This is a genomic window from Prevotella herbatica, assembly GCF_017347605.1.
Classification (GTDB): Bacteria; Bacteroidota; Bacteroidia; order Bacteroidales; family Bacteroidaceae; genus Prevotella; species Prevotella herbatica.
Genome location: NZ_AP024484.1, coordinates 492121 through 517336, shown reverse-complemented (window position 1 = coordinate 517336; position 25216 = coordinate 492121). Strand labels below are relative to the sequence as shown.

21 protein-coding genes are annotated in these 25216 nt (G+C 38.7%); 11 read left to right on the top strand and 10 right to left on the bottom strand.

Annotated features, from left to right (window positions below):
- Nucleotides 1-13 precede the first annotated feature (13 nt).
- The 3 genes from prwr041_RS02070 to prwr041_RS02060 all read right to left on the bottom strand — a co-directional run bounded on the left by prwr041_RS02070 (nucleotide 14) and on the right by prwr041_RS02060 (nucleotide 1624).
- Entirely contained in the window at nucleotides 14-901 is an 888-nt protein-coding gene (locus prwr041_RS02070) for a DMT family transporter (protein WP_207154672.1), read from the bottom strand.
- Nucleotides 902-1079: 178 nt separating this feature from the next.
- Nucleotides 1080-1361, bottom strand: a complete 282-nt coding sequence (locus tag prwr041_RS02065; RefSeq protein WP_207154671.1) for a type II toxin-antitoxin system YafQ family toxin — start codon at nucleotides 1359-1361, stop codon at nucleotides 1080-1082.
- Complete coding sequence (locus tag prwr041_RS02060; protein WP_207154670.1) at nucleotides 1361-1624, bottom strand: toxin-antitoxin system protein; 264 nt, start codon at nucleotides 1622-1624, stop codon at nucleotides 1361-1363. Before prwr041_RS02060 ends, prwr041_RS02065 begins: the two co-directional genes overlap by 1 nt.
- Before the next feature lie 275 nt (nucleotides 1625-1899).
- Here prwr041_RS02060 and dnaG point away from each other — a divergent pair, with 275 nt between their 5' ends.
- The 4 genes from dnaG to cls are packed head-to-tail and all read left to right on the top strand — an operon-like array spanning nucleotide 1900 to nucleotide 6266.
- Complete coding sequence (gene dnaG / locus prwr041_RS02055; protein WP_207154669.1) at nucleotides 1900-3858, top strand: DNA primase; 1959 nt, start codon at nucleotides 1900-1902, stop codon at nucleotides 3856-3858.
- Nucleotides 3859-3882: 24 nt separating this feature from the next.
- Nucleotides 3883-4218 (top strand): 6-carboxytetrahydropterin synthase QueD, encoded by a 336-nt coding sequence (queD, locus tag prwr041_RS02050; protein WP_207154668.1) that lies wholly within the window; start codon nucleotides 3883-3885, stop codon nucleotides 4216-4218.
- Complete coding sequence (locus prwr041_RS02045; RefSeq protein ID WP_207154667.1) at nucleotides 4202-4792, top strand: 7-carboxy-7-deazaguanine synthase QueE; 591 nt, start codon at nucleotides 4202-4204, stop codon at nucleotides 4790-4792. Before queD ends, prwr041_RS02045 begins: the two co-directional genes overlap by 17 nt.
- Nucleotides 4793-4841: 49 nt before the next feature.
- Entirely contained in the window at nucleotides 4842-6266 is a 1425-nt protein-coding gene (gene cls / locus prwr041_RS02040; RefSeq protein ID WP_207154666.1) for a cardiolipin synthase, read from the top strand.
- On the opposite strand, the gene rsmD is transcribed toward cls, so the two are convergent.
- A complete protein-coding gene (gene rsmD, locus prwr041_RS02035) occupies nucleotides 6218-6790 on the bottom strand; it encodes a 16S rRNA (guanine(966)-N(2))-methyltransferase RsmD (RefSeq protein ID WP_207154665.1) in 573 nt (190 codons plus the stop codon). The genes cls and rsmD overlap by 49 nt on opposite strands.
- The gene (locus tag prwr041_RS02030; protein WP_207154664.1) at nucleotides 6787-7605 is read right to left on the bottom strand and encodes a DUF3822 family protein; all 819 of its coding nucleotides are present in this window, start codon (nucleotides 7603-7605) and stop codon (nucleotides 6787-6789) included. The genes rsmD and prwr041_RS02030 overlap by 4 nt, the downstream gene beginning before the upstream one ends.
- Nucleotides 7606-7816: 211 nt before the next feature.
- Between prwr041_RS02030 and prwr041_RS02025 the strand changes: the two genes are divergently transcribed.
- Nucleotides 7817-9250: an ATP-dependent DNA helicase gene (locus tag prwr041_RS02025; RefSeq protein WP_207154663.1), complete on the top strand. Its 1434-nt coding sequence runs from the start codon at nucleotides 7817-7819 to the stop codon at nucleotides 9248-9250.
- On the opposite strand, the gene prwr041_RS02020 is transcribed toward prwr041_RS02025, so the two are convergent.
- Nucleotides 9234-9935 carry an SDR family NAD(P)-dependent oxidoreductase gene (locus prwr041_RS02020; RefSeq protein ID WP_207154662.1) on the bottom strand — a complete coding sequence of 234 codons (702 nt, stop codon included), beginning with the start codon at nucleotides 9933-9935 and terminating at the stop codon, nucleotides 9234-9236. The genes prwr041_RS02025 and prwr041_RS02020 overlap by 17 nt on opposite strands.
- 16 nt (nucleotides 9936-9951) lie before the next feature.
- On the bottom strand, nucleotides 9952-10434 hold the full coding sequence (locus tag prwr041_RS02015; protein ID WP_237072286.1) for a C-GCAxxG-C-C family protein: 483 nt from the start codon (nucleotides 10432-10434) through the stop codon (nucleotides 9952-9954).
- A 607-nt stretch (nucleotides 10435-11041) separates the two neighbouring features.
- Here prwr041_RS02015 and prwr041_RS02010 point away from each other — a divergent pair.
- The 3 genes from prwr041_RS02010 to prwr041_RS02000 are packed head-to-tail and all read left to right on the top strand — an operon-like array spanning nucleotide 11042 to nucleotide 16269.
- On the top strand, nucleotides 11042-14284 hold the full coding sequence (locus prwr041_RS02010) for a SusC/RagA family TonB-linked outer membrane protein (protein ID WP_207154660.1): 3243 nt from the start codon (nucleotides 11042-11044) through the stop codon (nucleotides 14282-14284).
- A 32-nt stretch (nucleotides 14285-14316) separates the two neighbouring features.
- Entirely contained in the window at nucleotides 14317-15756 is a 1440-nt protein-coding gene (locus prwr041_RS02005) for a SusD/RagB family nutrient-binding outer membrane lipoprotein (RefSeq protein WP_207154659.1), read from the top strand.
- 15 nt (nucleotides 15757-15771) lie between these two features.
- On the top strand, nucleotides 15772-16269 hold the full coding sequence (locus prwr041_RS02000) for a TlpA family protein disulfide reductase (RefSeq protein WP_207154658.1): 498 nt from the start codon (nucleotides 15772-15774) through the stop codon (nucleotides 16267-16269).
- Between the two features lie 224 nt (nucleotides 16270-16493).
- Here the strand turns inward: prwr041_RS02000 and prwr041_RS01995 are convergent, their stop codons facing one another.
- Nucleotides 16494-17078 carry a thiamine phosphate synthase gene (locus tag prwr041_RS01995; RefSeq protein WP_207154657.1) on the bottom strand — a complete coding sequence of 195 codons (585 nt, stop codon included), beginning with the start codon at nucleotides 17076-17078 and terminating at the stop codon, nucleotides 16494-16496.
- Nucleotides 17079-17246: 168 nt separating this feature from the next.
- Here prwr041_RS01995 and prwr041_RS01990 point away from each other — a divergent pair, with 168 nt between their 5' ends.
- Both prwr041_RS01990 and prwr041_RS01985 read left to right on the top strand, forming a co-directional pair.
- Nucleotides 17247-18560 carry an alpha/beta fold hydrolase gene (locus tag prwr041_RS01990; RefSeq protein ID WP_237072285.1) on the top strand — a complete coding sequence of 438 codons (1314 nt, stop codon included), beginning with the start codon at nucleotides 17247-17249 and terminating at the stop codon, nucleotides 18558-18560.
- Nucleotides 18551-19195, top strand: coding sequence for a SprT-like domain-containing protein (locus prwr041_RS01985; RefSeq protein ID WP_207154655.1), 645 nt, complete (start codon nucleotides 18551-18553; stop codon nucleotides 19193-19195). The genes prwr041_RS01990 and prwr041_RS01985 overlap by 10 nt, the downstream gene beginning before the upstream one ends.
- Nucleotides 19196-19581: 386 nt before the next feature.
- On the opposite strand, the gene prwr041_RS01980 is transcribed toward prwr041_RS01985, so the two are convergent.
- A complete protein-coding gene (locus prwr041_RS01980; protein ID WP_207154654.1) occupies nucleotides 19582-21633 on the bottom strand; it encodes a TlpA family protein disulfide reductase in 2052 nt (683 codons plus the stop codon).
- Between the two features lie 484 nt (nucleotides 21634-22117).
- Here prwr041_RS01980 and prwr041_RS01975 point away from each other — a divergent pair, with 484 nt between their 5' ends.
- On the top strand, nucleotides 22118-22294 hold the full coding sequence (locus tag prwr041_RS01975; protein WP_207154653.1) for a hypothetical protein: 177 nt from the start codon (nucleotides 22118-22120) through the stop codon (nucleotides 22292-22294).
- A 255-nt stretch (nucleotides 22295-22549) separates the two neighbouring features.
- Here the strand turns inward: prwr041_RS01975 and alaS are convergent, their stop codons facing one another.
- Nucleotides 22550-25213 carry an alanine--tRNA ligase gene (gene alaS / locus prwr041_RS01970; protein ID WP_207154652.1) on the bottom strand — a complete coding sequence of 888 codons (2664 nt, stop codon included), beginning with the start codon at nucleotides 25211-25213 and terminating at the stop codon, nucleotides 22550-22552.
- Nucleotides 25214-25216 lie beyond the last annotated feature (3 nt).

Below are 25216 nucleotides of genomic sequence, written 5' to 3'. Positions count from 1 at the left end.
TCCCCAGTAATGTTTATATGCCTTTGGCTTTGTTGGCTATATATACGCCTGTGAGAATCAGGGCGCTGCCTAGATATGCAATAGTTGTCATTGGTTCGTTAAGGAACAAGGCACTGACAACAACGGTTGTGATTGGATTTAGATACACGTAGTTGGATGTCTTCATTGCGCCTATCTGTCCGATAGCCCAACTCCATAGCATGAAACAGACAAAGGAAGCGACGAAACCTAAAAACAATAGATTTATCCATATCTCTGGTCTTGCAAAACCTGATAATGGAAACTGCCATGGCTTGAAGATAAATACCGGCATAATTGTTAGCAGACCATAGAAAAACACCTTTCTTGTGATAAAAATGGAGCCATATCTTGATGATGCCCTTTTCATCAGAATACTGTATATCGCCCAACAGAATGCTGCCGTGAGCGCGAGAATGTCGCCAAGCGGATTAAGATGCAGTACGAAATGACCATTGAAAATGACCACGCCAACACCCATTAATGCAATCAGCGAACCGATGATGAGTTTAGGGGAAGCCTTTACGCTCTTTACCATTGCTATGGCAATGCACGTAGTGATAAGTGGTGCGGTGCAGACGATGAAAGCCACGTTGTTGACATAGGTAATGCCTACAGCCATATTTTCAGAGAGGAAATACATAGAACCTCCTGATATACCAAGCAGCAGCATCAAAGCCTCGTCTTTCCAGTTGTCGCACATAAGTCGATGTGGTGATATAAACCAGATACTTATATAGGCAAGTAAAAAGCGAATTACAAAAATTTCCTGTGGCTGAAGTCCGCCAAGCAGCAGAAACTTCGTGTTTATGAATGTGCCACCCCAACACAATACGGTTGTTATGGCTATGATATGTCCTAGTCGCGGAGATTTACTTTCCATCAATACATTTGTTTATATTGCACGCAAAGGTACGGATTTTATTTTTATCTTTTTCTATGATATTCATTTTATCTCATACTTTTACCACAATACGTATTCATGTAAAGACATACATGCGTTTGGATTCTAAAACTTTGTAATATAGAAAATGACGAAGAACTATGGTTTATTATAGCCTTTATCGACTTCTTCCTTTGCCATACAATTCAGAATGTGTACCTATACGGACAACCTCAATTACATGACCATCAGTCCAAATTAACAAGAAGTCATCGTCAACATGACACTCCATACAATCTTTATAATCGCCGTGCAATTGATGTGGATAATACCCCATAGGCACATCCTCTTCATTAGTTAGGTATTGTAAGACCTCGTATAGAGCCTTCATCAGAGATTCTTTGTGTCGATAACGCTTTAAGTCTTTTTTTGCTTTTGATGAATAATGAATATCCTTCATTACTTAATAGCATTGAGAGATTTTAGAAAAGCATCGTAATTTGACATGTCAAGTTTGCCTGCTGATTTACCAGAACGAGCCTCTTCAATAGCCTTACGTGTATCCTCATTTGGCGTATTATATACAGCATCAAGCAGAATGCTCTCTACGTAGTTGTTGAGACTTCTGTTTGCATGTCTTGCCTTAATTTTCAAAGCTTCTATCAAGCCTTCATTAAGTCTGAATGCAGTCTGTCTTTTGTTAGTTGAAATTTCTGCTTCCATATTTAATGTTATCTATATGTTATATATGTGTTATACATGTGTTATACATCTGTATGCAAATGTATAACGCTTTTTCGTAAAAACAAAGTAATTATGAATAAAAATATGAATTTTAATATAAATTTTATTTGTTATATCTGTACATCTTAACCAAGAGTGTTTCTGTTCTCAAACTTTATAATATAAATAAAATAGGCTAAGAACTAGTTTGATAATTAACTTTGCCTTTAAAATATTATTTTGTATTCAAAAAAAATGCTACCTTTGCGTTATCTATGATAGACAAACTAACAGTTGAGAAGATTAAGGATGCATCCAATATTGTGGATGTGGTCTCGGAATTTGTTACATTGCGCAAAAGCGGTAGTAACTATAAGGGGTTGTGCCCTTTTCATAACGAGAAGACTCCTTCTTTCTACGTTTCGCCTGCAAGAGGTACTTGCCATTGTTTCGGATGCGGTAAGGGGGGAAACCCTATCAGTTTCATCATGGAGCATGAGCAGATGACTTACCCTGAGGCGTTGAGATGGTTGGCTAATAAGTATAACATAGAAATACACGAACGCGAACTATCCGACCAGGAAAAGGAAGAACAGAGCGCACGCGAGAGTATGTTTATCATGAATGAATGGGCTAACGAATACTTTCAGAACTTGCTGCACAATAATGTTGACGGTGTGGCTGTGGGTATGCAGTATTTCAGAAGTCGTGGATTTCGTGATGACATCATAAAGAAGTTTCAGTTGGGCTTCGACCTTACAGATAGATATGCTCTGGCACGAGCAGCCCTTGCTAAGGGATATAAAGAGGATTATCTGCTGAAAACAGCTATATGCTATAAAAACGAACGTGGAGAACTTATAGACAGATATTCGGGAAGAGTGGTGTTCCCTTGGATAAGCTCAAGTGGAAGAGTTGTGGGATTCACAGCTCGTGTGCTTGACAGCAGAACTAAGGGCGTGAACCAGAAATACGTGAATTCGCCAGACTCTGAAATATATCATAAGAGTAACGAACTTTATGGTATATATCAGGCAAAGAAGGCTATAGCTAAAGAAGACAGAGTGTATCTCGTGGAAGGACAGGCTGACGTGATTTCAATGCATCAGAGTGGTATTGAAAACGTTGTGGCAAACTCTGGTACGGCTCTAAGCATTCAGCAGATTCATACGTTACATCGTTTCACTAGCAACATCACATTGCTATATGACGGAGATGCTGCCGGTATTCATGCTGCCCTGAGAGGTACTGATATGCTGCTGCTCGAAGGAATGAATCTGATGGTGCTGTTGTTGCCGGATAATGATGACCCTGATAGTTTCGCAAGAAAGCATACGGCAGACGAATTAAAGAAATATATTGAAGACAACTCTACCGACTTCATAAGATTTAAAACTTCATTGCTGCTTGACGGACAAAGTGATCCGTTGAAACGCTCGGAGGCTATAAACTCAATCGTGGCAAGTATCTCAATGGTGCAGAACCCTATATTGAGAGATACTTATCTGCACGACTGTTCGCAGCAAATAGGTATAAACGAGGCTACACTGATTAATCAGATGAACAACATGATCCGTGAACGAAAGGAGAGCGGAGTCATGAGAAACTCTAATATGCCACAACAGGACGTAAATACTGCACAGCCTGGATATGCTGCAAATGCACAGAATGTGGCAGGGACATCACAGTTGGCTGTCGCTTCAACACAGGTGGAACAACTCATGATACAACTTGTGATAAAGTATGGCGACAGAGTGGTCTTTAATGATGTAGAGGATGAAAACGGAAATGTTTTCGACTTATCGGTGGCTGAATACATCAACTTGAGTCTTTCTGCAGATGAACTTTCTTTCAATGACCCAACGTATAACGATATACTAAACGAGGCGGTGGAACATTGTGAAGATAGAACGTTCAAGACAGAACCATACTTTGTGCATCATCATGACATCAAGATAAGTCAGATCGCAATAAACATGACTGAGGAACGATTCAAATTGTCTGAAAGTCAACAAACAAAGGATGATGACGAAAGTCTGCGTACCAGGATTGAACACTTGCTGCTTGATTTCCGTATGGACTATGTGGAGCAGCATTTAAGGGACCTGAAAAAGGAGATATCAAAGTCTTCGTCTGACTCGGAAACCCTTTTCAAGCTTATGGCTGAATATAAGGACATGACAGAAATGAGAAATGCTCTGGCACGCCAACTGGGAAATAACATAATTGTATAACAACAAGTAAATAAAATCAATTTTATGTATTACATACAGAAAAGTTTTGAAATATCAGCCTCACATCATCTTACTCTTTCTTATGAGAGTAAGTGCACGAATGTGCATGGACACAACTGGCACGTGACGGTATATTGCAAGTCGAAAACTCTTAACTGTGACGGTATGGTTGCTGACTTCAGTGAGATAAAGCATCTTATTCATGGCAGACTGGATCATGCAGACTTGAACAAAGTGCTGTCGTTTAATCCTACAGCTGAGAATATAGCACGATGGATTACAGAACAGATACCTACATGCTATAAAGCCTCTGTTCAGGAAAGTGATGGAAACATAGCTATTTATGAAGAGGATGTATAGAGTTAACGATATATTTTATTCGCTTCAGGGTGAGGGCAGAAACTCTGGAATGGCAGCCGTGTTCATAAGATTCAGCGGATGCAACCTGAAGTGTTCATTCTGCGATACCGACTTTTCAGCGTATAAAGAAATGATTCTGGACGATATTCTGAATAGCGTAAAGCAATTAACGCAAGAATGTACTGGCAGTGAACACCCACTTATCGTATTGACAGGTGGCGAACCAACATTACAGGTTGACGAGGAATTTATTTCAGCTTTCCATGATCTAGGCTATAAAGTGGCAATGGAATCAAACGGGACAAAGGAACCGCCAGCAAATCTTGATTGGTTTACTGTTTCGCCAAAGACAAATGTCAAGGTTAAGAAATGCAATGAGCTGAAATGTATTTTTGATGAGAGAATGCTTACAGATACATTTGATATAGAAGCTGATTACTACTATCTGCAACCTTGTGATACGGGCAATCTGATGCGCAATTCTGAAATCATGACGATTTGCATAGAGTATATAAAGCTGCATCCAAAATGGAGGTTGAGCCTTCAGACTCATAAGCTGATTGGATTTAAGTAATCTGATATTTACCTGATATAATAATATTACCTGAAGAATAGAATAAATAATGATATATTTCCATTGGATAATAATAACGGTGTATCTTATTGTTGTCATTCTCACGATGATAGCGGTATTGATGGATAATCGCCAGCCTGCAAAGACCGTTGCGTGGGTGATGGTGCTGTCGTTTATTCCTGTTGTGGGAATCATTATCTATTTCTTTTTCGGACAGAATTTCAGAAAAGAAAGAATAATAAGTCAGCGAAGTCTTGACGAACTGACTAAGCGCAGTATGCTTGAATTTGCCGAACAGCGCAATCTGCATTTGCCAGAGAATTCAAGACCACTGCTAAAGCTGTTTGCTAATCAGAGTATGTCTTTTCCTTTCAAGGATAATTCAGTAGACATATATACAGACGGATATAATTTATTTCTTGCTTTGTTAAGGGCTATAGGGCGAGCTCAGGATCATATTCATATTGATACATACATCATAGACGATGACCCATTAGGAAGGCTTATTAGCGATGCACTTATTGATAAGGCAAGACAGGGTATAGAGGTGCGTTTGATATATGATGACGTGGGCTGCTGGAGAGTTAAAGATAGATTCTTTGACAGAATGAGGAAGGAAGGCGTGAAGGTGCAGCCGTTTATGCCAGTAAGATTCCCTGCACTCACTGGAAAAGTGAACTATCGTAATCACCGCAAAATATGTATTATTGACGGTAAAGTAGGCTTTATCGGTGGTATGAACATTGCCATGAGATATATAAAAGGTGATGGCGATCGTCCTTGGCGTGATACTCATCTGCGCATTGTGGGTGGAGGTGTTTATGCATTACAGCGTGCTTTTCTTATTGACTGGTATTTCGTTGACCGAACATTGATAACCGACCACAGATATTATCCGGATAACACCCATATTGATGAAAACAATTGTTTGGCGCAATTGGTGACAAGCAGTCCTATTCAGCCTTGGCCAGACATTATGCAGGGATATGTGAAGATATTGCTTGAGGCAAAGAAGTATGTTTATATGGAGACTCCTTATTTCTTGCCGACAGAACCAATATTATTTGCTATGCGCACGGCAGCTTTGTCTGGTGTAGACGTGAGGTTGATGGTGCCGATGCATGGCGACTCAAAGATTTTGGAGTGGGCATGTAAGTCATATCTTGGAGAGGTTGTAGAGGCTGGCGTGAAAGTCTACCTATACAAACCTGGATTCAATCATTCCAAGATTATGGTGAGCGATGACTATATCTCTACCTGCGGAAGTACGAATATAGACTTCAGAAGTTTTGAGAATAATTTTGAATCAAACATATTCTTCTATGACACAGAAATGGCTTTAAGAATAAAGAATATTTATCTTGAAGACGAAGAACATTGCATTGACATAGAAGAAGTTCGCGATTTCACTCATCGCTCATTTATTCAGAGACTTTGGGAATCGCTTGTAAGACTTTTGAGTCCGCTACTTTGAAATATACTGAAGTTAACGCTTCCGTAACTTCTATGCTCAACAAAGTTTGGATTCTCAGAGAAATCATATTGCTTTCCGTGTTCAAAGACTAGTATTCCATCTTCTTTCAGCAGATTGCCTTTCAATATCAATTCTGGTATTGTTGGTAATTCTTTGAGTGCGTAGGGTGGATCGGCGAATATAAAGTCGAACTGCTGGTGGCAACATCTTAGAAATCTAAACACATCCCCACGAACAAGAATATCCTTATCCTCATTGAGTTTGGTGAAGCATTGACGTATAAAACTTGAATGTTCACGATCGGCTTCAACGCTGATTACCTGTTTGCATCCTCTGCTTGCAAGTTCGAGAGAAATACTTCCCGTACCAGCGAAAAGGTCGAGTGCGCTTGCATCTTCAAAGTCAAGATATCCCTGCAGTACATTGAATATGTTTTCTTTTGCGAAGTCAGTTGTAGGGCGAGCCTTGAATGTGCGTGGGATGTCGAAACGGCGTCCTTTATATTTACCTGTAATTATTCTCATCTTCCTTTTAAAAATAAAGTCATTAAATCAAATGGCAGTCCCTTTATCTGTGTAATAGGGGCGCGATTGAATTCTGCCGTAGGGTTTACAGCATATATTTTTTGTACGTATTGTTTCAGTTCTGTGGTAAGATCCTCTCTTTCCGGAATGGTTCCACTAAAATATAATTCGTCTTCACGATTGTCTAGTCCCAACTGTTTCCACACATAAAGTATGAAATAGGATGCGTCTTTGTGGCTCATGACATCATAGCTGTTGCAGAAAGTAAATCTGTTTTGCGTGAAGCTGAACAAATCCAGTTGCTTACCTCTGAAATAAGCATAAAGTTTCTTTCTCACTCCGGTATAGCTACGCTTGTGCATATAGTTCCATACAGGTTGCATCAGTGGCAGAATCTTTATATCGCTGAAATGATCAGTAAGCACTAGTTTGATATCCTTGTTTATAGGATATACAGCTACTGCATTCTGCATCGGCAAAACGGTATTAAGAATTTCGTCTGATTCATGACCAGTGAAAGTGTGGCGAAACAGCAATTCGGAATCTTCATCATCAAATTCCTCAAGTGGAATGAGCATCACGGGAGTATCTATAAGTACTTGCGCACGTTGGAATCCCTGACTCAGAATAGGACTATTGGTGAAAGCCTCTCTGAGGTTGGCTGCCATAGACATTCCACTTCTTACAACATACGGATCATAAGCCAGTCCATTGATGGCTGTGCTGTCTACGATTGCAAACGACATAGAATTGCGCGCTATTCGTAGCGTAACTCTTGGTAGAGTTAGAGGTTTGTTGCCTGTTTCGTCTGTCATAATTTATATCTGTTTTATTTGTTCAATGTCTGATCTCATTCGTGCTGCTTCTTCAAAAATTCACTGTAGTGTTAATACAGAAGAAACATATCACAACGAGGGAAAGTATACATAAGGATAGAATTAAATTATTAGTGATTTTTAATTTCATTCCGATTATTATATCTATCTTTGTGCTGCAAAGTTACAAAAAAGTTTTTACTACATAGCATTGAGTACACAGGAATTTATAAATCAAATAGTTATAGAGTTCGGATTCAAGCCTACAGCTGACCAGATGAACGCTCTTGATACGTTTGCCCGCTTTCTTTCAGATCGCAGTCAGCATTGCGTTATGATAATGCGCGGTTCGGCTGGAACTGGTAAGACTTCGCTTGCAGGGGCAATGGTTCGCACCTTTACTAGATTGGGACAGAAGCTGTTGCTAATGGCTCCAACGGGTAGGGCAGCAAAAGTGTTCTCTTTGAACAGCGGTATGCCAGCCTTTACGATTCATAGGAAGATTTATCGTGAGAAAAGTTATTCAGGTATTGACGGTAAGTTTAATCTGAATGACAATATGCACAAGAATACGTTGTTCATGATTGACGAGGCATCAATGATAGGTAGCGGAAACGGTTCTTTGAATGGTGATTTCGGTTCGGGAGACTTGTTGTCTGACCTTATACAATATGTATATCAGGGCGATAACTGCCGTATGATGCTTGTAGGCGATAAAGCTCAGTTGCCCCCTGTTGGCGAGGATGAAGCACCAGCTCTTAATCGACTTCTGCTTGAAGGCTATGGGATAACAGTATATGAATGTGACTTAAATGAAGTGCTGAGACAGAGCAAGGACAGCGGTATATTATATAATGCCACCATGATCAGGCAGATGATAACGCATGACGAAGCAACGGAATTGCCAAAAATAAGTTTTACGGGTTTTGCCGATATTGTGATGATGCCAGGAAATGAACTTGTTGAAAGCATAAGTTCAAGTTATTCTGATGTTGGCATTGATGAAACAATGGTGGTGACACGAAGCAATAAGCGCGCTAATATTTATAACCAAGGTATCAGAAACACAATACTGGACAGAGAGGAAATGCTTTGCTCCGGAGATATGCTTATGGTGGTAAAGAATAAGTATCTGGAAACAAACGAACGTCAATTATCATTCATCGCAAATGGCGATAGGGTGAAAGTGATCAGAGTAAGGAATATACGCGAGTTGTATGGTTTTAACTTTGCTAACGTGATGCTGTCTTTTCCTGATTATGACAATTATGAAATGGAACAGATCGTAATTCTGGATACGTTGATGTCTGAAGCTCCTGCACTGACTCATGAACAAAGCGAAAAACTCTATGAGCAAGTAATGGAAGACTATGCAGATGTTCCGCTGAAGCGTGACAGAATGATGAAGCTGAAACAGGATGATTATTTCAATGCGTTGCAGATAAAATATGCTTATGCAATAACATGTCATAAGGCACAGGGTGGGCAATGGGCACATGTATATCTAGACCAAGGATATATGACTGATGAAATGTTGACACCAGACTATATCCATTGGTTATATACTGCGTTTACACGAGCAACAGATAAACTGTTTCTCATGAACTGGCCAAAGACACAAACAGCGTCTATTCCTCAACAATAGGGTATATCTCGATGAACTCTCCCTGATGACGCTTTCCGTCATAAATAATGTCGACAATCTTCTCGCCAACAAGGTCTGGCTCATGGAATCCCGGTAAACGCATGTTCCCGTTAAGATCAGTTGTTGTAGGTCCAGGATGAACACAATAGATTTCTACTGGAACATTGTTTTTATCAAAGTCGAATGCAAACGTCTCTGTCATCACATTTTGTGCAGCTTTACTAGCCTTATAAGCTAAAGGATTCCAATAAGGATTCACGCTTGCAGGAACTGTGATATTCACGATTCTACCTTTGTTGGCTGCGATAGTAGGCACAAGTCCCTTTGTGAGATAATATGTTCCGATATAATTCACCTGAACAGTCTCAATAATATCCTTTATGTCAGAGTCATAGCTTGCGCATGCCATATCTCCAGGTATGCCTGCATTGTTTATCAACATAGACAAGTCGGGATGATTGCGCTGTATCAATGAGATAGACTTATCAAGAGATTTCAAATCAGATAGATTGATATTCACCCATTCTGCATCTTTTGCTCCAAGAGCCTTTAATTGCTGAATAGCTTTCTCTGCTCTCTCCTTGTTTCTAGCACCCACTAGAACATGCCATCCCTTTAAAGCTAGATGCTTACTAATTCCAAATCCAATGCCTTTATTAGCACCTGTAATAAGAACTTTATTCATGTTGATGATATGTATATTATACGTTAGTTTCTTTTGCTTCAAGATATTCAGCGAAAATAATGGCAGCACTTTCAACTTTCTTTACGCAAGGACGGCGTTGATAGTATTCTGCTGTACGTTCTGAAGCTTCGTAGCTTGAATGGGCTACATCCTCTTTATTGAGTTTCAACAGGTCTGCACATATTATAGAACTATTACGCTCTTTGAATTTCGCTAACAGGTCTTGAATAACTTTGTAGCAAGCAGACTTACCTTCTCTGTCAGAGCCTTCAGTCTGTCCGCAGTCAAGTCCTGCAAGGATAACCATTCCTGAAACGGCACCGCACATCATTCTCATTCTTGCAACACCTCCTCCAAATCCAGCAGCAACTTTCTTTGCAGTGTTATCATCCATACCATATAAATCAGCAAATGCTGTTACAACACTTTGGCAGCATCCATAACCTTGCATAAAGTTATCTATTGCCTTTTGTACTCTGTCTTCAAGTTCTTTCTTCATCTTTCTATCAATGATTTTATATATTCGTCGAAATAGCGTAACTCCATCATTCAAATATCTTATTTGAGTTACTGATGGCAAAGTTACAATATTTTGCTTTAAATCCAATTCCTTTGTTGTAATTTCTCTGTATACCATTTATATGGTAGATAGGTATAACGTATTTGTGTTATTAATATACCATACGGACGGTATTGTTTACGAAGGAAAAACGCCATAACTTTGCAACTGTGAAAATTAATAAATTTATTGTAATTGAAAATTAAAATTATGAATACAAATAACATGATTCGAATGTGCAAGCGATGTTGCACGATTTCTATTTAATAAGAGACAGACACAAAAAAGATTTTGTCCGTCTACACGTTTGAAAGTTTTTAAATATTGTATACTATATATTAGGGACAAAATGAGAATAATAGGTAATGTTGTAAAAAGAGGTTTTCAGATTATTAGCTATTATATCATCAATAACAGCTCAGATTGTAAGAGTCAATGTTGATGGAGCATCATTTACTTATTGAATTAACAAAATTCCAAATATAGTAGGGAACCATTTACAGGTTATCATGTTGGCTCCCGATGTAATTTTAATTGTATAGAAATTATGAAGATAAATATAAATTTATGTGTATCACGAAGATACGCTCTAACCCTACTTATACTCTTTGTGTTAGCTAGTCATGCTATAGCTCAGACACTACATGGCACGGTAACGGATAAGAATACAGGTGAGCCGATTATTGGAGCATCTATTAGTCTTAGAACAACTTCTGACGGCAAAGCTGTCGCTGTAAGTGATATAGATGGTAAGTTCTCTATCAATGTAAAGAACTTCCCTTCAACGCTTGTTATAAGTTATCTAGGCTATAAAAAAGAAGAAATTAATGTTTCCAAGGTTACCAATAGTAATCTTGATATTCATCTAACAGAAGACTTCCGTGGTCTTGATGAGGTTGTTGTAACTGCTCTTGGTATATCAAAAGCCAAGAAAGCTATTGGTTACAGTGCACAGAATATTTCTGCAGCCGACCTTACTAGAGCACAGGATAATAATTTCCTTAACAATCTTAGTGGAAAGGTAGCTGGTCTTCGTATCACAGGCTCTCAAGGTGACCTTGGATCTAGCCGTATTGTAATACGTGGTGAGACTTCAATAGCAGGAGAGAATCAACCTCTATTCGTTGTTGATGGAATCCCAGTAGATAATTCTCAGCTTAATTCTCAGAATGTGGGTCGTGACTTTAAAAATGCTATAGCCGATCTTAATCCTGAGGATATTGATAATTTAACCGTACTTAAAGGTCCTAATGCATCGGCTCTTTATGGTTCTCGTGCAGCTCATGGTGCTATTATCATTACCACTAAAACAGGAAAATCGCAGAAGGGATTGGGTGTCACCTTTACTAGTTCAAGCAAATTGTCTTTTGCTGCAACTCTTCCTACCTATCAGAATGTCTTCGGACAGGGTGCTGACGGACAGTTCAGTTATGTTGATGGTAAAGGAGGCGGTGTGAATGATGGTGTTGACGAGAGTTGGGGACCGAAGATGAATACAGGTCTTCTCATTCCACAGTTTGATAGTCCTGTTGATGCATCAGGCAATCGTATTGCTACACCATGGGTGTCACATCCTAACAATGTGAAAGATTTCTTCAGAACTGGTTTTAGTACCAACAATGGCATATCTATACAAAAATCAGATGACAACTATCTGTTCCGTGTGGGCTATGACTTCGAGAAAGAACTGAGTATTGTACCTGGTTCAGAGACTCACAAGTCTAACATAACCCTCAACACAGATTATAAACTAACTAAGTCTATAACGGTAGGAGCCACAGCTAATTATATTGTATATACAGCTCCAAGTATTCCTGGACAGTCTGGTCGTAACAACATGACCATGCTTCAGTTTCTTTGGAGTGGTCGTCAGGTAGATATGAACTCTTTGAAAGATGATTATTCTCGCAACTGGAATTCAAGTTATTATAGCAATCCTTATTGGACAACTACTTATAATACTCAACAGCAAGAACGTCATCGTCTTATTGGTGATCTCCATGTAGCATTCCATATTGCGAATGGACTAGACCTCCGTCTCAAGACGAGTACAGACTGGTATCAGGATCGCAGAAAGTCTCAGATACGTTGGGGAACAAATGGAACTCCTTTTGGCAGTTACTCGGAGGATGCCTATACGGTGAAGGAGCAAAACAGTGAGGCTATCGCAACCTATACAAAGAAATTGAATGATGATTTTTCACTTGATTTCTTAGCTGGATTCAATGTGCGTAACAAGCAATATGAAAACAACTATCAGCAGGCTCCTCGTTTAGCTGTTGCCGACCTATACACGCTCAGTAATTCACGTGACCCACTTGTCAGTTCAAATTACTTCTACAAACTGCGTCAGTATAGTATTTACGGTTCTGCGTCTGCCAACTATCGTAGTTGGGCTTTCCTAACCGTTACAGGACGTAATGATTGGTCGTCAACACTTCCTACAGCTAATAATTCCTATTTCTATCCATCAGTTACAGCGAGTGTTGTGCTTGATCAAGCCCTAGGCTTTAATAGCAACAATGTGAACTATCTTAAACTGCGTGGTGGTTGGTCTCAGGTTGGTAGTGATGCTGATCCTTATCAGTTAGCAACAGTCTATACTTCAGAGGCAGCATTTAGTGGAAATCCTTTGCAGACATCAAGTAAACAAGGATTAAACCCTAATCTGAAGCCAGAACGTACCAGTTCTTATGAAGTAGGTATCGAAGGAGCTTTCTTTAGCAATAGACTACATTTTGATGCTGCATTGTATCAGACTGATTCTCGTGACCAGATACTCCGCCTTGCTACAACAGGAGCTAGTGGTTATACATCTCAGGTTAGAAATGCTGGACACATTCGCAACAGAGGTTTTGAACTTTTCGTTGGTGGAACTCCTGTTATCGCAGGAAAATTTCGTTGGGATGTTGATGTTAACTACGGAACAAATAAAAGTAAGGTTATCAAATTAGATCCAGAAGGTCTCATCTCAAGTTATCAGATTGGTAATCCTGGTATTCAGGTTATCGCACCTGTTGGTGGAGACTATGGTACACTATTCGGTACGACCTATGTTCGTGATGCTGCTGGAAAGATTGTTGTAGACGACAATGGATTGCCAAAGGTATCATCAACATCTGCCAATCTTGGTAAGTTTCAGCCCGACTGGGAAGGTGGTATCAACAATACTTTCACTTATAAAAATTGGAGTTTAAGTGTTCTCATAGATGCAAGTATTGGTGGACAAATCTATTCTAACACAAACAGTACGGGTCGTTACACAGGAGTACTCGCTAGTACGCTTCCTGGTCGTGATGCCGAGCATGGAGGACTTTGGTATTACAGGGATGCTTCTGGTAACAACGTTCAAATATCTACACCCGATTATACAACGAGCTCTGCAGGTTTATACTATACCAATGTCAGTGGAAGCAAAACTCGTGTTTATCAGGATGGAATCCTCTTTGATGGCGTAAAGGCAAATGGAGAAAAAAATACTACACTTGCATCAGCAGAAGAGTATTATCATCGTATCTATAGTATTGATGAGGCTAATGTTTGGAATGCAGATTATGTGAAGCTCCGTGAAGTAGTACTCTCTTATTCATTCCCGAAAGCTTTCGTACGTCGCCTTAAGCTTCAAGACTTAGCACTCTCTTTAACAGCACGCAACCTATGGAATATATATAAGGATGTTCCTAATGTAGACCCAGAACTCGCTCGTGGTACAGGTAATGCACAAGGATATGAGAGTCTATCACTACCTACAACGCGTCAGATAGGATTAAACCTTAAGATTAAATTCTAGGATATTTTATAATTATTTTAAAAGATAAGAATATGAAGATCAAGACTATATATAGATATTTATTGCTTCCGGTGATAGCTTTTGCTTTCACCTCTTGCGATAACCAACTTGCAGAAATCAATAAGAATCCTAATGCAACTGAGAATCCTCAGCCATCTTATCTGCTTTCTGCTGCTCAGTATCATGCTGCTCAATGGTTTATGGGCAATGATCTTAACTATAATGCTGCTTTGCTTTGGGATCAGCATTGGGCAAAGATTCAATATACTGAACCTGATTGCTATAATGTCTCTACTAGTTCTTTTACGAGTGTGTGGGATGATGGATATGCTACTATCATTGCAGACCTTAACGCTGTAGAAAATAGTGATTTAGGAAATGAGAACTATCGTGCTGTGGCAAAGATATGGAGATCATGGACTTATTTACAGCTTACTAATCTGTTTGGTGATATTCCTTATACGCAATATGCTAAAAGTGTTACTCCTAGTTACGATCATCAGGAGGATGTGTTGAAGGGATTGCTTGGTGAACTAGAAACAGCGGCTGAAAGTTTGAAATCTACAAACGGCACTATTAGTGGTGATCTAATCTATAAAGGTGACATTACTTTGTGGAAACGCTTTGCACAGTCACTTCGCCTACGAATTGCTCTTGAGATTGCCGATCGTGATCAAGAACTTGCTTCAGGCATTATTGCACAACTTTATGCAAATCGTTCTGAATTAATATCATCAAATAGTGATAATGCAAACTTTGTGTTCACGTCTTCTCCTCAATGGAATCCTTGGGCAAGTGCATTCAGCACACGTGATGATCAGCGCGTATCTAAGACGCTCATCGATAAACTGAAAGAGATTAAAGATCCTCGTCTATCAGTATATGCTCAACTTCCTTCTGATGCTAGTGTTACTACTTATGAAGGAGCAGCAAACGGACTTTCTGCTGATAAGGCTAATAGTCAGGGTTTCAATAAACTTTCTCGTCCAGGTACTTATTTCCTTAAAGATAATGCTCCAGCAGTGTTCTTTACCTATTCAGAGATTAACTTTATCTTTGCTGAGGCTGCTGCCAGAGGTATCATTAATGCTGATGCGAAAGACTTCTATGATAAAGGTATCACAGCGTCTCTCAATCAGTTTGGTGTAGGAACAAATGTAGATGCATATATTGCACAGCCTTCTGTAGCCTATGATGCTAGTCATTGGGCTGAACTGATAGGATGGCAGAAATGGATTGGTTATTATGGACAAGCTTCTGATGCATTTACAGATTGGCGTCGTTTGGGTTATCCTAAACTTAAGGCAGGTCCTTCTTCGGTTCTTGATAATGGACAGCTTCCACGTCGTTTCTTTTATCCTGTAACAGAGCAAAGTCTCAATGGTAGCAATTATCAGGCTGCTGTGGCTCATCAAGGACCAGATGAATTAACAACCCGTTTGTGGTTTGATGTGGAAAATAAAAACAGATAAAATACATAATAGCGTATGAAAAGATTAATAATTTTTGCTTGGACAATAGCATTTTCTTTTGCTATGAGTGCGCAAACCAAGCAGTTTACTGATAGTATTGTTGTAGGTGATGTTGCTCCTGAAGTGATTTCTAAGGACACACTAGGGGTTGAATATAAACTTTCTGATTATCGTGGTCATTGGGTATTGCTAGACTTTTGGGCTTCTTGGTGTGGTGATTGCCGCAGAGAGATACCAACAGTAAAGGCTATTGCTAAAGAGCATCCAGAACTCGTTGTCTATGGATATTCACTAGACCGTACAGCAGAAGCATGGAAAAATGCTTTGCGCAAGTATGAGTTCTCTTGGATTAACGTGAGCGATGCGAAAGGATGGAACTTGCATGCATCTCCTTTTGGTATTAGATGGATACCTACTACATTCCTAATTGATCCTAGTGGTGTTGTTAGGGCTGTAGCGCTGAATGAGACGGATCTTAAAGCACAGGTAGATAGTTTATTGAAGAATAAATAGATCTTCAAAAGAATACGTGATATATTATTAATATTTTAATTGGAGTGCAGGCTTTTGCTGTTTTGTTTTCTTTATTTACAAAACGAGCAGTTGCTTGTACTTCAATTCTGTTTTATGTAAAGTAATTCTGGATGGTAGTCCTTATATCTTTTTATCAGCAAAGGTCGTTTATCCATAACCTTACATAAAGTTGTCTTTTGTTCTTCTGTTTTCGAATTTCTTCTTTATCTTTCAATCAATGATTTAATATAGTCGTCGAAATCTGGTAATTCAGTCTTGTCCCAGATATCACCTAGTAGTGCAGCTCCTCCAAATCCTAAGTCTTTCACAGTATCTATATTTACAGCTGATACACCTCCTAATGCAATGACCTTATGATCTATCGTTCCTTGTTTCATGGCATTGTGCAATTCTTCTTTGCTGAAAGCAGAGTTGTAACCGCTTTTTGAGATACTGTTGAATATCGGACTTAGGAATACATAGTCTGCCATATCCTTCTTTATTTCAACTTCTTCAAGACTGTGGCAAGACATAGATAAGCTACCAGTGAAATTGTCTGGTATGGCATGGTTTCGTCTATTGAGATGAATGCCACGTAAATGATATTCATTTGCTAGTTCAAGACAATCGTGTACAACTAATCTGTCGTAGCACCATTTAGGTAAACTATCCAATAGTAGCGCAAGTTGTTCACGCGTTGCACTAGGTTTGCGAATGTGTACTATGTCTACACCCAATTGCAATAGATGAGGAATAACAGATACTTCATCTTTTATGAAATTGGGAGTCGTGATTACTATAATTTTCATTATTAAGATATCATATTGCTTATAATCTCACTACTTTATCAACAAAGGTATACTTTTATTTTTAATAAAGTCTAAAGGTGTTGCACTTTTTTAATATACTAAAGATTTTATTAGTATCTTTGTAGAACTATTATTACAGAGGCTATAATAATTTATTTATATATGAAAATGACATTTAAAAAATTAAGCATTGCTTTCCTCTTGGTGCTATGCGCAACATCTGTCAAAGCACAATTTGGCATGCCTGATGCAGACACTAAGTATGCAACAGCTTTGTTGAAGCCAGGAACAAAAGCTCCCGACTTTAAGTTGAAAACAGCTGAAGGAAAAACTTTCAAATTAAGTAGTTTGAAAGGTAAGTATGTAGTTGTTGATTTCTGGGCTAGTTGGTGTCCTGATTGCAGAAAGGATCTGCCTAATGTAATCAGAATGAATGATGAGTTCAAAAACAAGGGCGTAGCGTTTGTAGGTGTTTCTTTTGATACCGACAAGGATGCATGGACAAAGCTCATGACAAAATATGGTATGACATATACCAATGTAAGTGAATTGAAGAAATGGCACGATACAGAGGTCTCAAAGGCTTATGGAGTTAACTGGATTCCTTCAATGTATATCATTGGTAAGGATGGAAACGTGATTCTTGGTTCTGTATTATCTGATAAGGTTGAGAAGACTCTTACAGAGCTTACTGCCGTTAAGAAAGTTATTCCTGGAACAACAGAGAAGCTGACTATAAACGGATCAATGGGAAAGCTTGCTGCGATAATTCAGAAGCCAGTACTTGCTGCAGGTCAGCGTTGCCCAATGGTAATGATTCTTCATGGATTCATGGGTAACAAGGGTGGACAACTTAATGAACTTATTGCAGACTCATTGCAAAAACATGGCGTTGCTTCTATCAGATTTGACTTTAACGGACATGGAGAGAGTGAAGGCGATTTCCAAAAGATGACTGTTCTGAATGAAATTGAAGATGCTAAGAAGGTTTATGACTATGTAGCAGCTTTACCTTATGTAAATAGCATTGCTGTTACAGGACACTCACAGGGTGGAGTAGTGGCAAGTATGCTTGCAGGAGAGCTTGGCAGTGCCAAACTGAAGGCTGTTGTGTTGATGGCTCCAGCTGCTGTATTGCGTGAAGATGCGATAAGAGGAAGTGTTTTCGGAAAGTCTTTTGATCCACTTGATCCTCCAGAAGGTGTAGAGATGTTTGCTGGTAAGAAGTTGGGTGGCGATTATATCCGTACAGCTTTCTCTTTACCTATATATGAAACAGCTGCAAAGTATGATGGACCAGCTCTGATTCTACACGGAACAGGTGATAGGGTAGTACCATATACTTATGGAGAGCGTTATCATCAGATATGGAAAAATAGTGAATTGCAGATTCTTGATGGTTTTGATCATGGATTCTCACAGAATATATATCGTGCAGATGCTATGGTTTCTAATTTCCTTATTAAAGAATTATGCAAGTAAGCATAGAATGGATAGAGAAGTGGTTTACCGTTTTCAATAATGATTATTTTGGCGGTAAACTGCCTCTTCCCGATTTAGCTTTATCAAAATCAAAAACTCGTCTTGGTAGCATGTCTTGTAAACATGTTACCAGATTTGGACGTACTAAAGTGTATGATTTCGCTATACGCATAAGTAATTATTATGACATGACGGAACGCCAGTTTCAGAATGTGCTTTTGCACGAAATGATACACTATAGCATTACTTATACAGGAACGAAAGATACTTCTCCACATGGAGTCGTGTTCAGAGGTATGGCAGATGCAATGAACAGAAAGTATGGTTGGGATATCAACGTAATGATTTCCATACGTAATGTAAAAGTTGCTGATGACAAGATTGTAAAGCCGTTTCTTGTGATGGCTTTGGAGTTGCAGACAGGCGAACGTTTACTTACCGTTGTTAATCCCAAATATGCAAAGAAGGTGGATAGTATGGCAAGAAATGTGAAGCGTATTTCAAGGTTTGCTTGGTATACTAGCACAGATAAGTATTTTATTCATTATCCGCTTGTACGAGCGTTGCGAGGACGCCGTGTGACATTGGATGTATATGAAGAAAAGACTTCTGAAATGCAAGAGGTTTTAGTTTAATATTGTGTATCTTGTATTTTGGCAAGTATTCTAATCAATAAAAATACAATTACTAATTATTCCTATATGTATTAGGGGCATACTTATTAATGTTTAAAACTCTACATAGGTTTTGCAAATTAATAAGCGTCTAAATGTCTATCATTTGATATTCAGCATGTTAGATTGCTTTTTCTTGAAAGCATAGTGACAGGCTAATGTCAATTATCATTTCCGTTTCTATGATGAAAAGGAAACGTTTCTACGTAGGAATGGAAACGTTATGTCGTAGCGATAGAAACTTTATATTGTAGAATATTGCTGTCTGCTAAACTTTCGATAAGCATAAATCTTTAGCGGACAGCAATATAAATTAATCATTGATTTCGTGTCTAATGAATTGTAAATTAGAACTTATTCAATAATTCTTTCAAATTACCGATATTTAAATAAACATCAAATGTATACTGTATTATTTTCCCATCCCTACCAATAAGAGCAGCGCGCGGTATGGCTGTGAAACTAAACATAGCTTGTAGCTGTGTCCATTCTGATGATGTTACATATATGTGTTCACCATTGATCTTAGACTCAGACATCCATTTCTCTGCTTTGTCGCGTGGAGAATCTGTTTCGTCGCATACATATAGGAACTTGATTTTTTCATTTTTCATTTCCTCTACATTTTGTCGCATATTCAACATCCCCTGACGGCATGGTCCACAATGTATTCCCCAGAAGTCTATTAGTATTAAATTTCCATGATATTGAGATGTCAGTTTATCCCATAAAGCTTTTTGTGCTGGTGTCCATGTTTCTGTTATGTCTTTGGTTGTGTTGTTTCCTTCTGTAGTTTTAACTACATTTCTATAACCATCCATCACAGAATAGGCAACTTTAGGATAGTGCATTTTCATTAAATCATTAGTGGTTTGCATTTCTTCAGCTAATAAGCGTGTACTATCGCATTTACCCAATTTATAATCATTGAGCAAATAGTTATATCTATTTGCTGCTTTCTGAGATATATAGAGGTCATTCATAAAAGTACCTTCCATATTAAACTCCTCAGAAGGTTTCTTTATATCCTTTGAAAGATAATATTGCTCAGGGTGGAATCTTATACCTATTTTAAGGAAGAGAGGTCCATACAATGTTCTGTTTAGAAATGTCCATTGTTGACTCTCGCTGATTACCAATGGGTTATCATAGAGCAAAGACTTATATTTTAAGAGTGGACGATAAATAGATTCATAGTCGAGTGGAATAAATGTGCTATCCAGTTTCTGCTCTATTGAACCGTCTGCTTTTGTAATTTTGATGTATCTATTTCCATTATAGTACATCATCATATCTTCCATCGTTGTGAGATATTGGCACAAGGTGCATGTCATAAGAAGGTCCTTGCCATATATAGAAAGTGGTGTGTCACGTATTATTTGATGCATCTTATCACTTTCAATCAGTTCAATAGTCTTATCAGATAATTCTTTAAGCGCCTTTTTTACACCTTCATTTCCCTGTTTGAGAGCGCCTTCGATAAAATGATAATCATATTCCTTATTAATCAATTTTTTCATCAATACAGGAATCAATGTATTAATCATTGCCGACTCACTATTGCCACAGAAAGATTTATAGCGCACTCGTCGATACGAGTTACATTCTGCTGTAGTGTATAAGTCAAGTGTATCTCCTCCTTGCACATATACATTTTCCATAATAGGCATAATGGATACAAACTGAGGGGCATTAAGAGGTATCTGAAATTCTACACAATTATCTTTATTAAGTTCGCATGGTATTATATTTTCTTTTCTATTGAACTGATTCTCGAATTTTGCACTCATAACACCGAAGTCTTTTCTCAGTACGTTTGGCAAATGGGCGACGTGTATTCTCAATGTTGCAGGCTGCGATTTACAAAAATCTAAATCCTTGTAGCGTGATGGATCAAATGTCCAATCAGAGTTCTTTGATGGTAATTTAAGATAATCATCTGCAGCCTTAGCTTGATTGTCAATTAATGTCTTATTTGACTGCTTCTTATTTGTTGATTTCAGCTGAATGCCATAAGTCTGCTCATATGGCGGTGTACCAGGTTCTATCATATTGAATAGTTTAACATTCTTGCTTAATGGTTCAAAATATAGAACACAAGATTTGCTACCTGACTGAGGCATCAATATCACTTCATTCGTCTTTACACTATCAGTGCGTAATAATTTGAAACTTTTGCTTGATTGTGCATCTTGCAATACCGTTTTGTCGTCAATGCGAACCCCATAATTAGGCAAATTGTGTAAGGTGCAATGCAGTATCGTTGCATCATTTGTTTGTTCAATAGCTTGAATTTCAATCCATGTAGGAGTATATTCTACTTCAGGATTCTTAATCTTTTGTTTTGCAACTGTTGAAAGTGAAAACACGACAAATAGGAATAATAAAATTCTTTTCATGTGATTAATTATTTAGGTTAGTACTAATTATGTTTACAAAGATATATAAAATTATTGATATATAGCTTTTAATCGTGAATTATTTGACGAAAAGTCCTCCAAAAAGAGTTATTAGGGCGACTTTTTGCTAAATATGCTTTCATATTCTTCTGTATATCAAGCGATCATAACGATAATGTATGCGTACATTATATATATAAATACAATTACTTAATTGTTCCTATATGTATTAGGCGCATACTTAGTTAATATTTAAAACTCTACATAGGTTTTGCAAATTAATAAGCGTTGAAATATCTAGTGCTTGATAATCAACGTATTAGATACTCTTTTTTAAAAACTTACTGACGTAGATATGTCAAATATCAAGGACTTTTCTACGTAGAAACGGAAACGTTTGATCGATGAAACGCAAACTTTATGTCGTAGAAACGCAAACGTTTGATCGTAGAAATGGAAACGTTTCTATATAGAAACGCAAATCATGTTTCTAGAAACAGAAAAGGCTTTACTAAGAAATGATTTTTTCATAGATAATGCAGTATTTATATATATATCAGTAATCTATGAATTTAGTATTAAGACAAGTGACATTGCTGCGACATTTGATGAATGCAGATTTGTACCATACTATACTGATAATCAGTGTCTAGTCACTTAGACGCTTATTTTTTCGAAAACCCTATGTAGGGAAACGCTAAAGACATTCTCAATAATGCCATTTTAGCTAACATGAATTTTAATATTGAAATATTCAATATAGATAGTTTGCATGTAGCTATAGATAAACAAAAACAAGCTAAGATTATCTGATTGCCTTATCTTGATAAGTTTACATGTAACCATAGATAAATAAAAACCCCACATCTCGCGACGTGGGGTTTTGTTGATTTTGTGAGATTTATATAAATCTGATCTACAGATTTGCTAATTCAATAACCTTGTCTACGGCAGCATTAATGCCGTCAAGGTTCTTTCCGCCAGCCTGAGCATAGTGAGGCTGACCACCACCACCACCTTGAATCAGCTTTGCTGCTTCGCGGATAATCTTACCGGCGTTGAGTGCATGGTCGTTAACCATATCATCACTAAACATAACGGTAAGCAATGGCTTATCATTTGATGTGCTACCGATAACGGCAACAAGATTCTCAGGAATTGCTTCACGAAGTTTGAACACAAGATCTTTTGCTGCAGAAGGCTCCAGTGGTAAAACGGCATTGATAACCTTTACACCATTAACCTCTTTTGCTTTGTTGATTAGTTCACCCTTTATGCGTTCAACAGCCTGAGCTTGGAACTTCTCTATTTCCTTTCTCATCTCATCATGCTCGTCAATAAACTTCTTCAGCGTTGCTGTGAGGTCTTTTGAGTTGTTAAGCATAGACTTGAGAGATGTAATCGTATCTTGGATAGCATATATTGAATCTTCGCAGGCCTTGCCTGTAAGAGCCTCAATACGGCGTATGCCTGCTGCTACACTGCTTTCGCTTATAATCTTGAAGAAACCAATACGACCTGTACTCTGTGCGTGGATACCACCACAGAATTCGCAGCTAGGACCAAAACGTACTACACGTACTTTGTCTCCGTATTTCTCGCCGAACAATGCTATTGCACCAAGTTCTTTAGCTTCCTCTATTGGAGTTTCACGATGCTCGTCAAGAGGCAAGTCCTGACGTATCATGCTGTTTACTAGCATTTCTACCTTACGCAATTCCTCGTCTGTGACTTTCTGGAAATGAGAGAAGTCAAAACGCAATGTTGTTGCATCAACATAAGAACCCTTCTGTTCTATGTGGTCTCCAAGAACCTGCTTCAAAGCATAGTCAAGCAAGTGAGTTGCTGTGTGGTTAGCAGCGCTTCCGTCACGCTTGTCAATGTCTACACAAGCCATGAAGTCTGCGTTGATATCCTTAGGCAGTTGCTTAACGATATGAATGCTCTGATTGTTCTCGCGTTTAGTATCAATGATTTCGATAGTTTCGTTCTCACTGACCAAAGAACCCTGATCACCAACTTGACCACCCATTTCACCATAGAAAGGAGTATTGTCAAGTACAAGTTCATAGAATGTATTCTTCTTTTGAGTTACTTTGCGGTAGCGCAATATGCTACATTCATATTCTGTGTAGTCATATCCAACGAAATTCTGTTCACCATCCTTGATGATTTCCCAGTCACCGCTTTCAACAACTGCTGCATTGCGTGCACGTGCTTTCTGCTTTGCCATTTCCTCGTTGAAGCCTTTCTCGTCAACTGTATATCCGTTTTCACGGCAGATAAGTTCAGTTAGGTCAAGAGGGAAACCATAAGTATCGAATAGGCGGAAAGCACTTGTACCATCAAGTTCTTTCTGTCCATGTGCTTTAAGTTCGTCCATATCACCGTTAAGAAGGTTGATACCCTTCTCAAGAGTTCTAAGGAATGAATCTTCTTCTTCCTTAATAACGCGTGTGATAAGTTCCTGTTGAGCAGCAATCTCTGGGAAGGCATGTCCCATTTCCTGTACCAATACGGCAAGGAGTTTGTAAAGGAATGCACTCTTCTGGTCTAGGAATGTATATGAGTAGCGTACTGCACGGCGCAATATTCGACGTATTACGTAACCAGCTTTGGCGTTGCTAGGCAACTGACCATCAGCAATAGAGAAAGCAACAGCACGAAGGTGGTCTGCAACGACACGCATTGCGATATCAATCTTCTCTTGCTCGTCTTTTCCTTCTCCATTCTCACCAGTAGGTGTGGTAAATCCGTATTTCTTTCCGCTAAGATTTTGTATTTCTTTGATGATAGGCTGGAATATATCAGTATCATAGTTACTGTGCTTGCCCTGAAGCATACGTACAAGGCGTTCAAATCCCATACCGGTATCGATAACATGCATTGGCAATGACTCAAGACTTCCGTCTGACTTTCTGTTATATTGCATGAACACGATGTTCCAAATTTCAATAACTTGTGGATCGTCATGGTTAACAAGGTCACGACCAGATATCTTTGCTTTCTCTTCTGGAGTACGTGAATCCACGTGAATCTCCGAGCAAGGACCACAAGGACCTGTATCACCCATTTCCCAGAAGTTATCGTGTTTGTTTCCGTTGATGATATGATCAGCAGGAACATGCTTTGCCCAATAGCTTGCAGCTTCGTCGTCACGACTAAGTCCTTCTTCTTTTGAACCTTCAAAAACTGTTACATAAAGGTCTTCAGGATTAAGATGTAGAACGTCAACGAGATATTCCCATGCATAGTCAATGGCACCTTCTTTGAAGTAATCTCCGAAACTCCAGTTGCCAAGCATCTCAAACATAGTGTGATGGTATGTGTCATGGCCGACTTCTTCTAGGTCATTATGTTTTCCGCTTACACGCAGGCATTTCTGAGAATCAACACGACGTACATCCATTCCTGGATCTTTTGTTCCGAGAATAATGTCTTTCCACTGGTTCATGCCGGCATTGGTGAACATCAGTGTTGGGTCATCCTTAATGACCATAGGGGCTGATGCTACGATTTTATGTCCCTTAGCCTCAAAGAATTTCTTATATGACTCACGGACTTCGTTTGCTGTCATCATCTT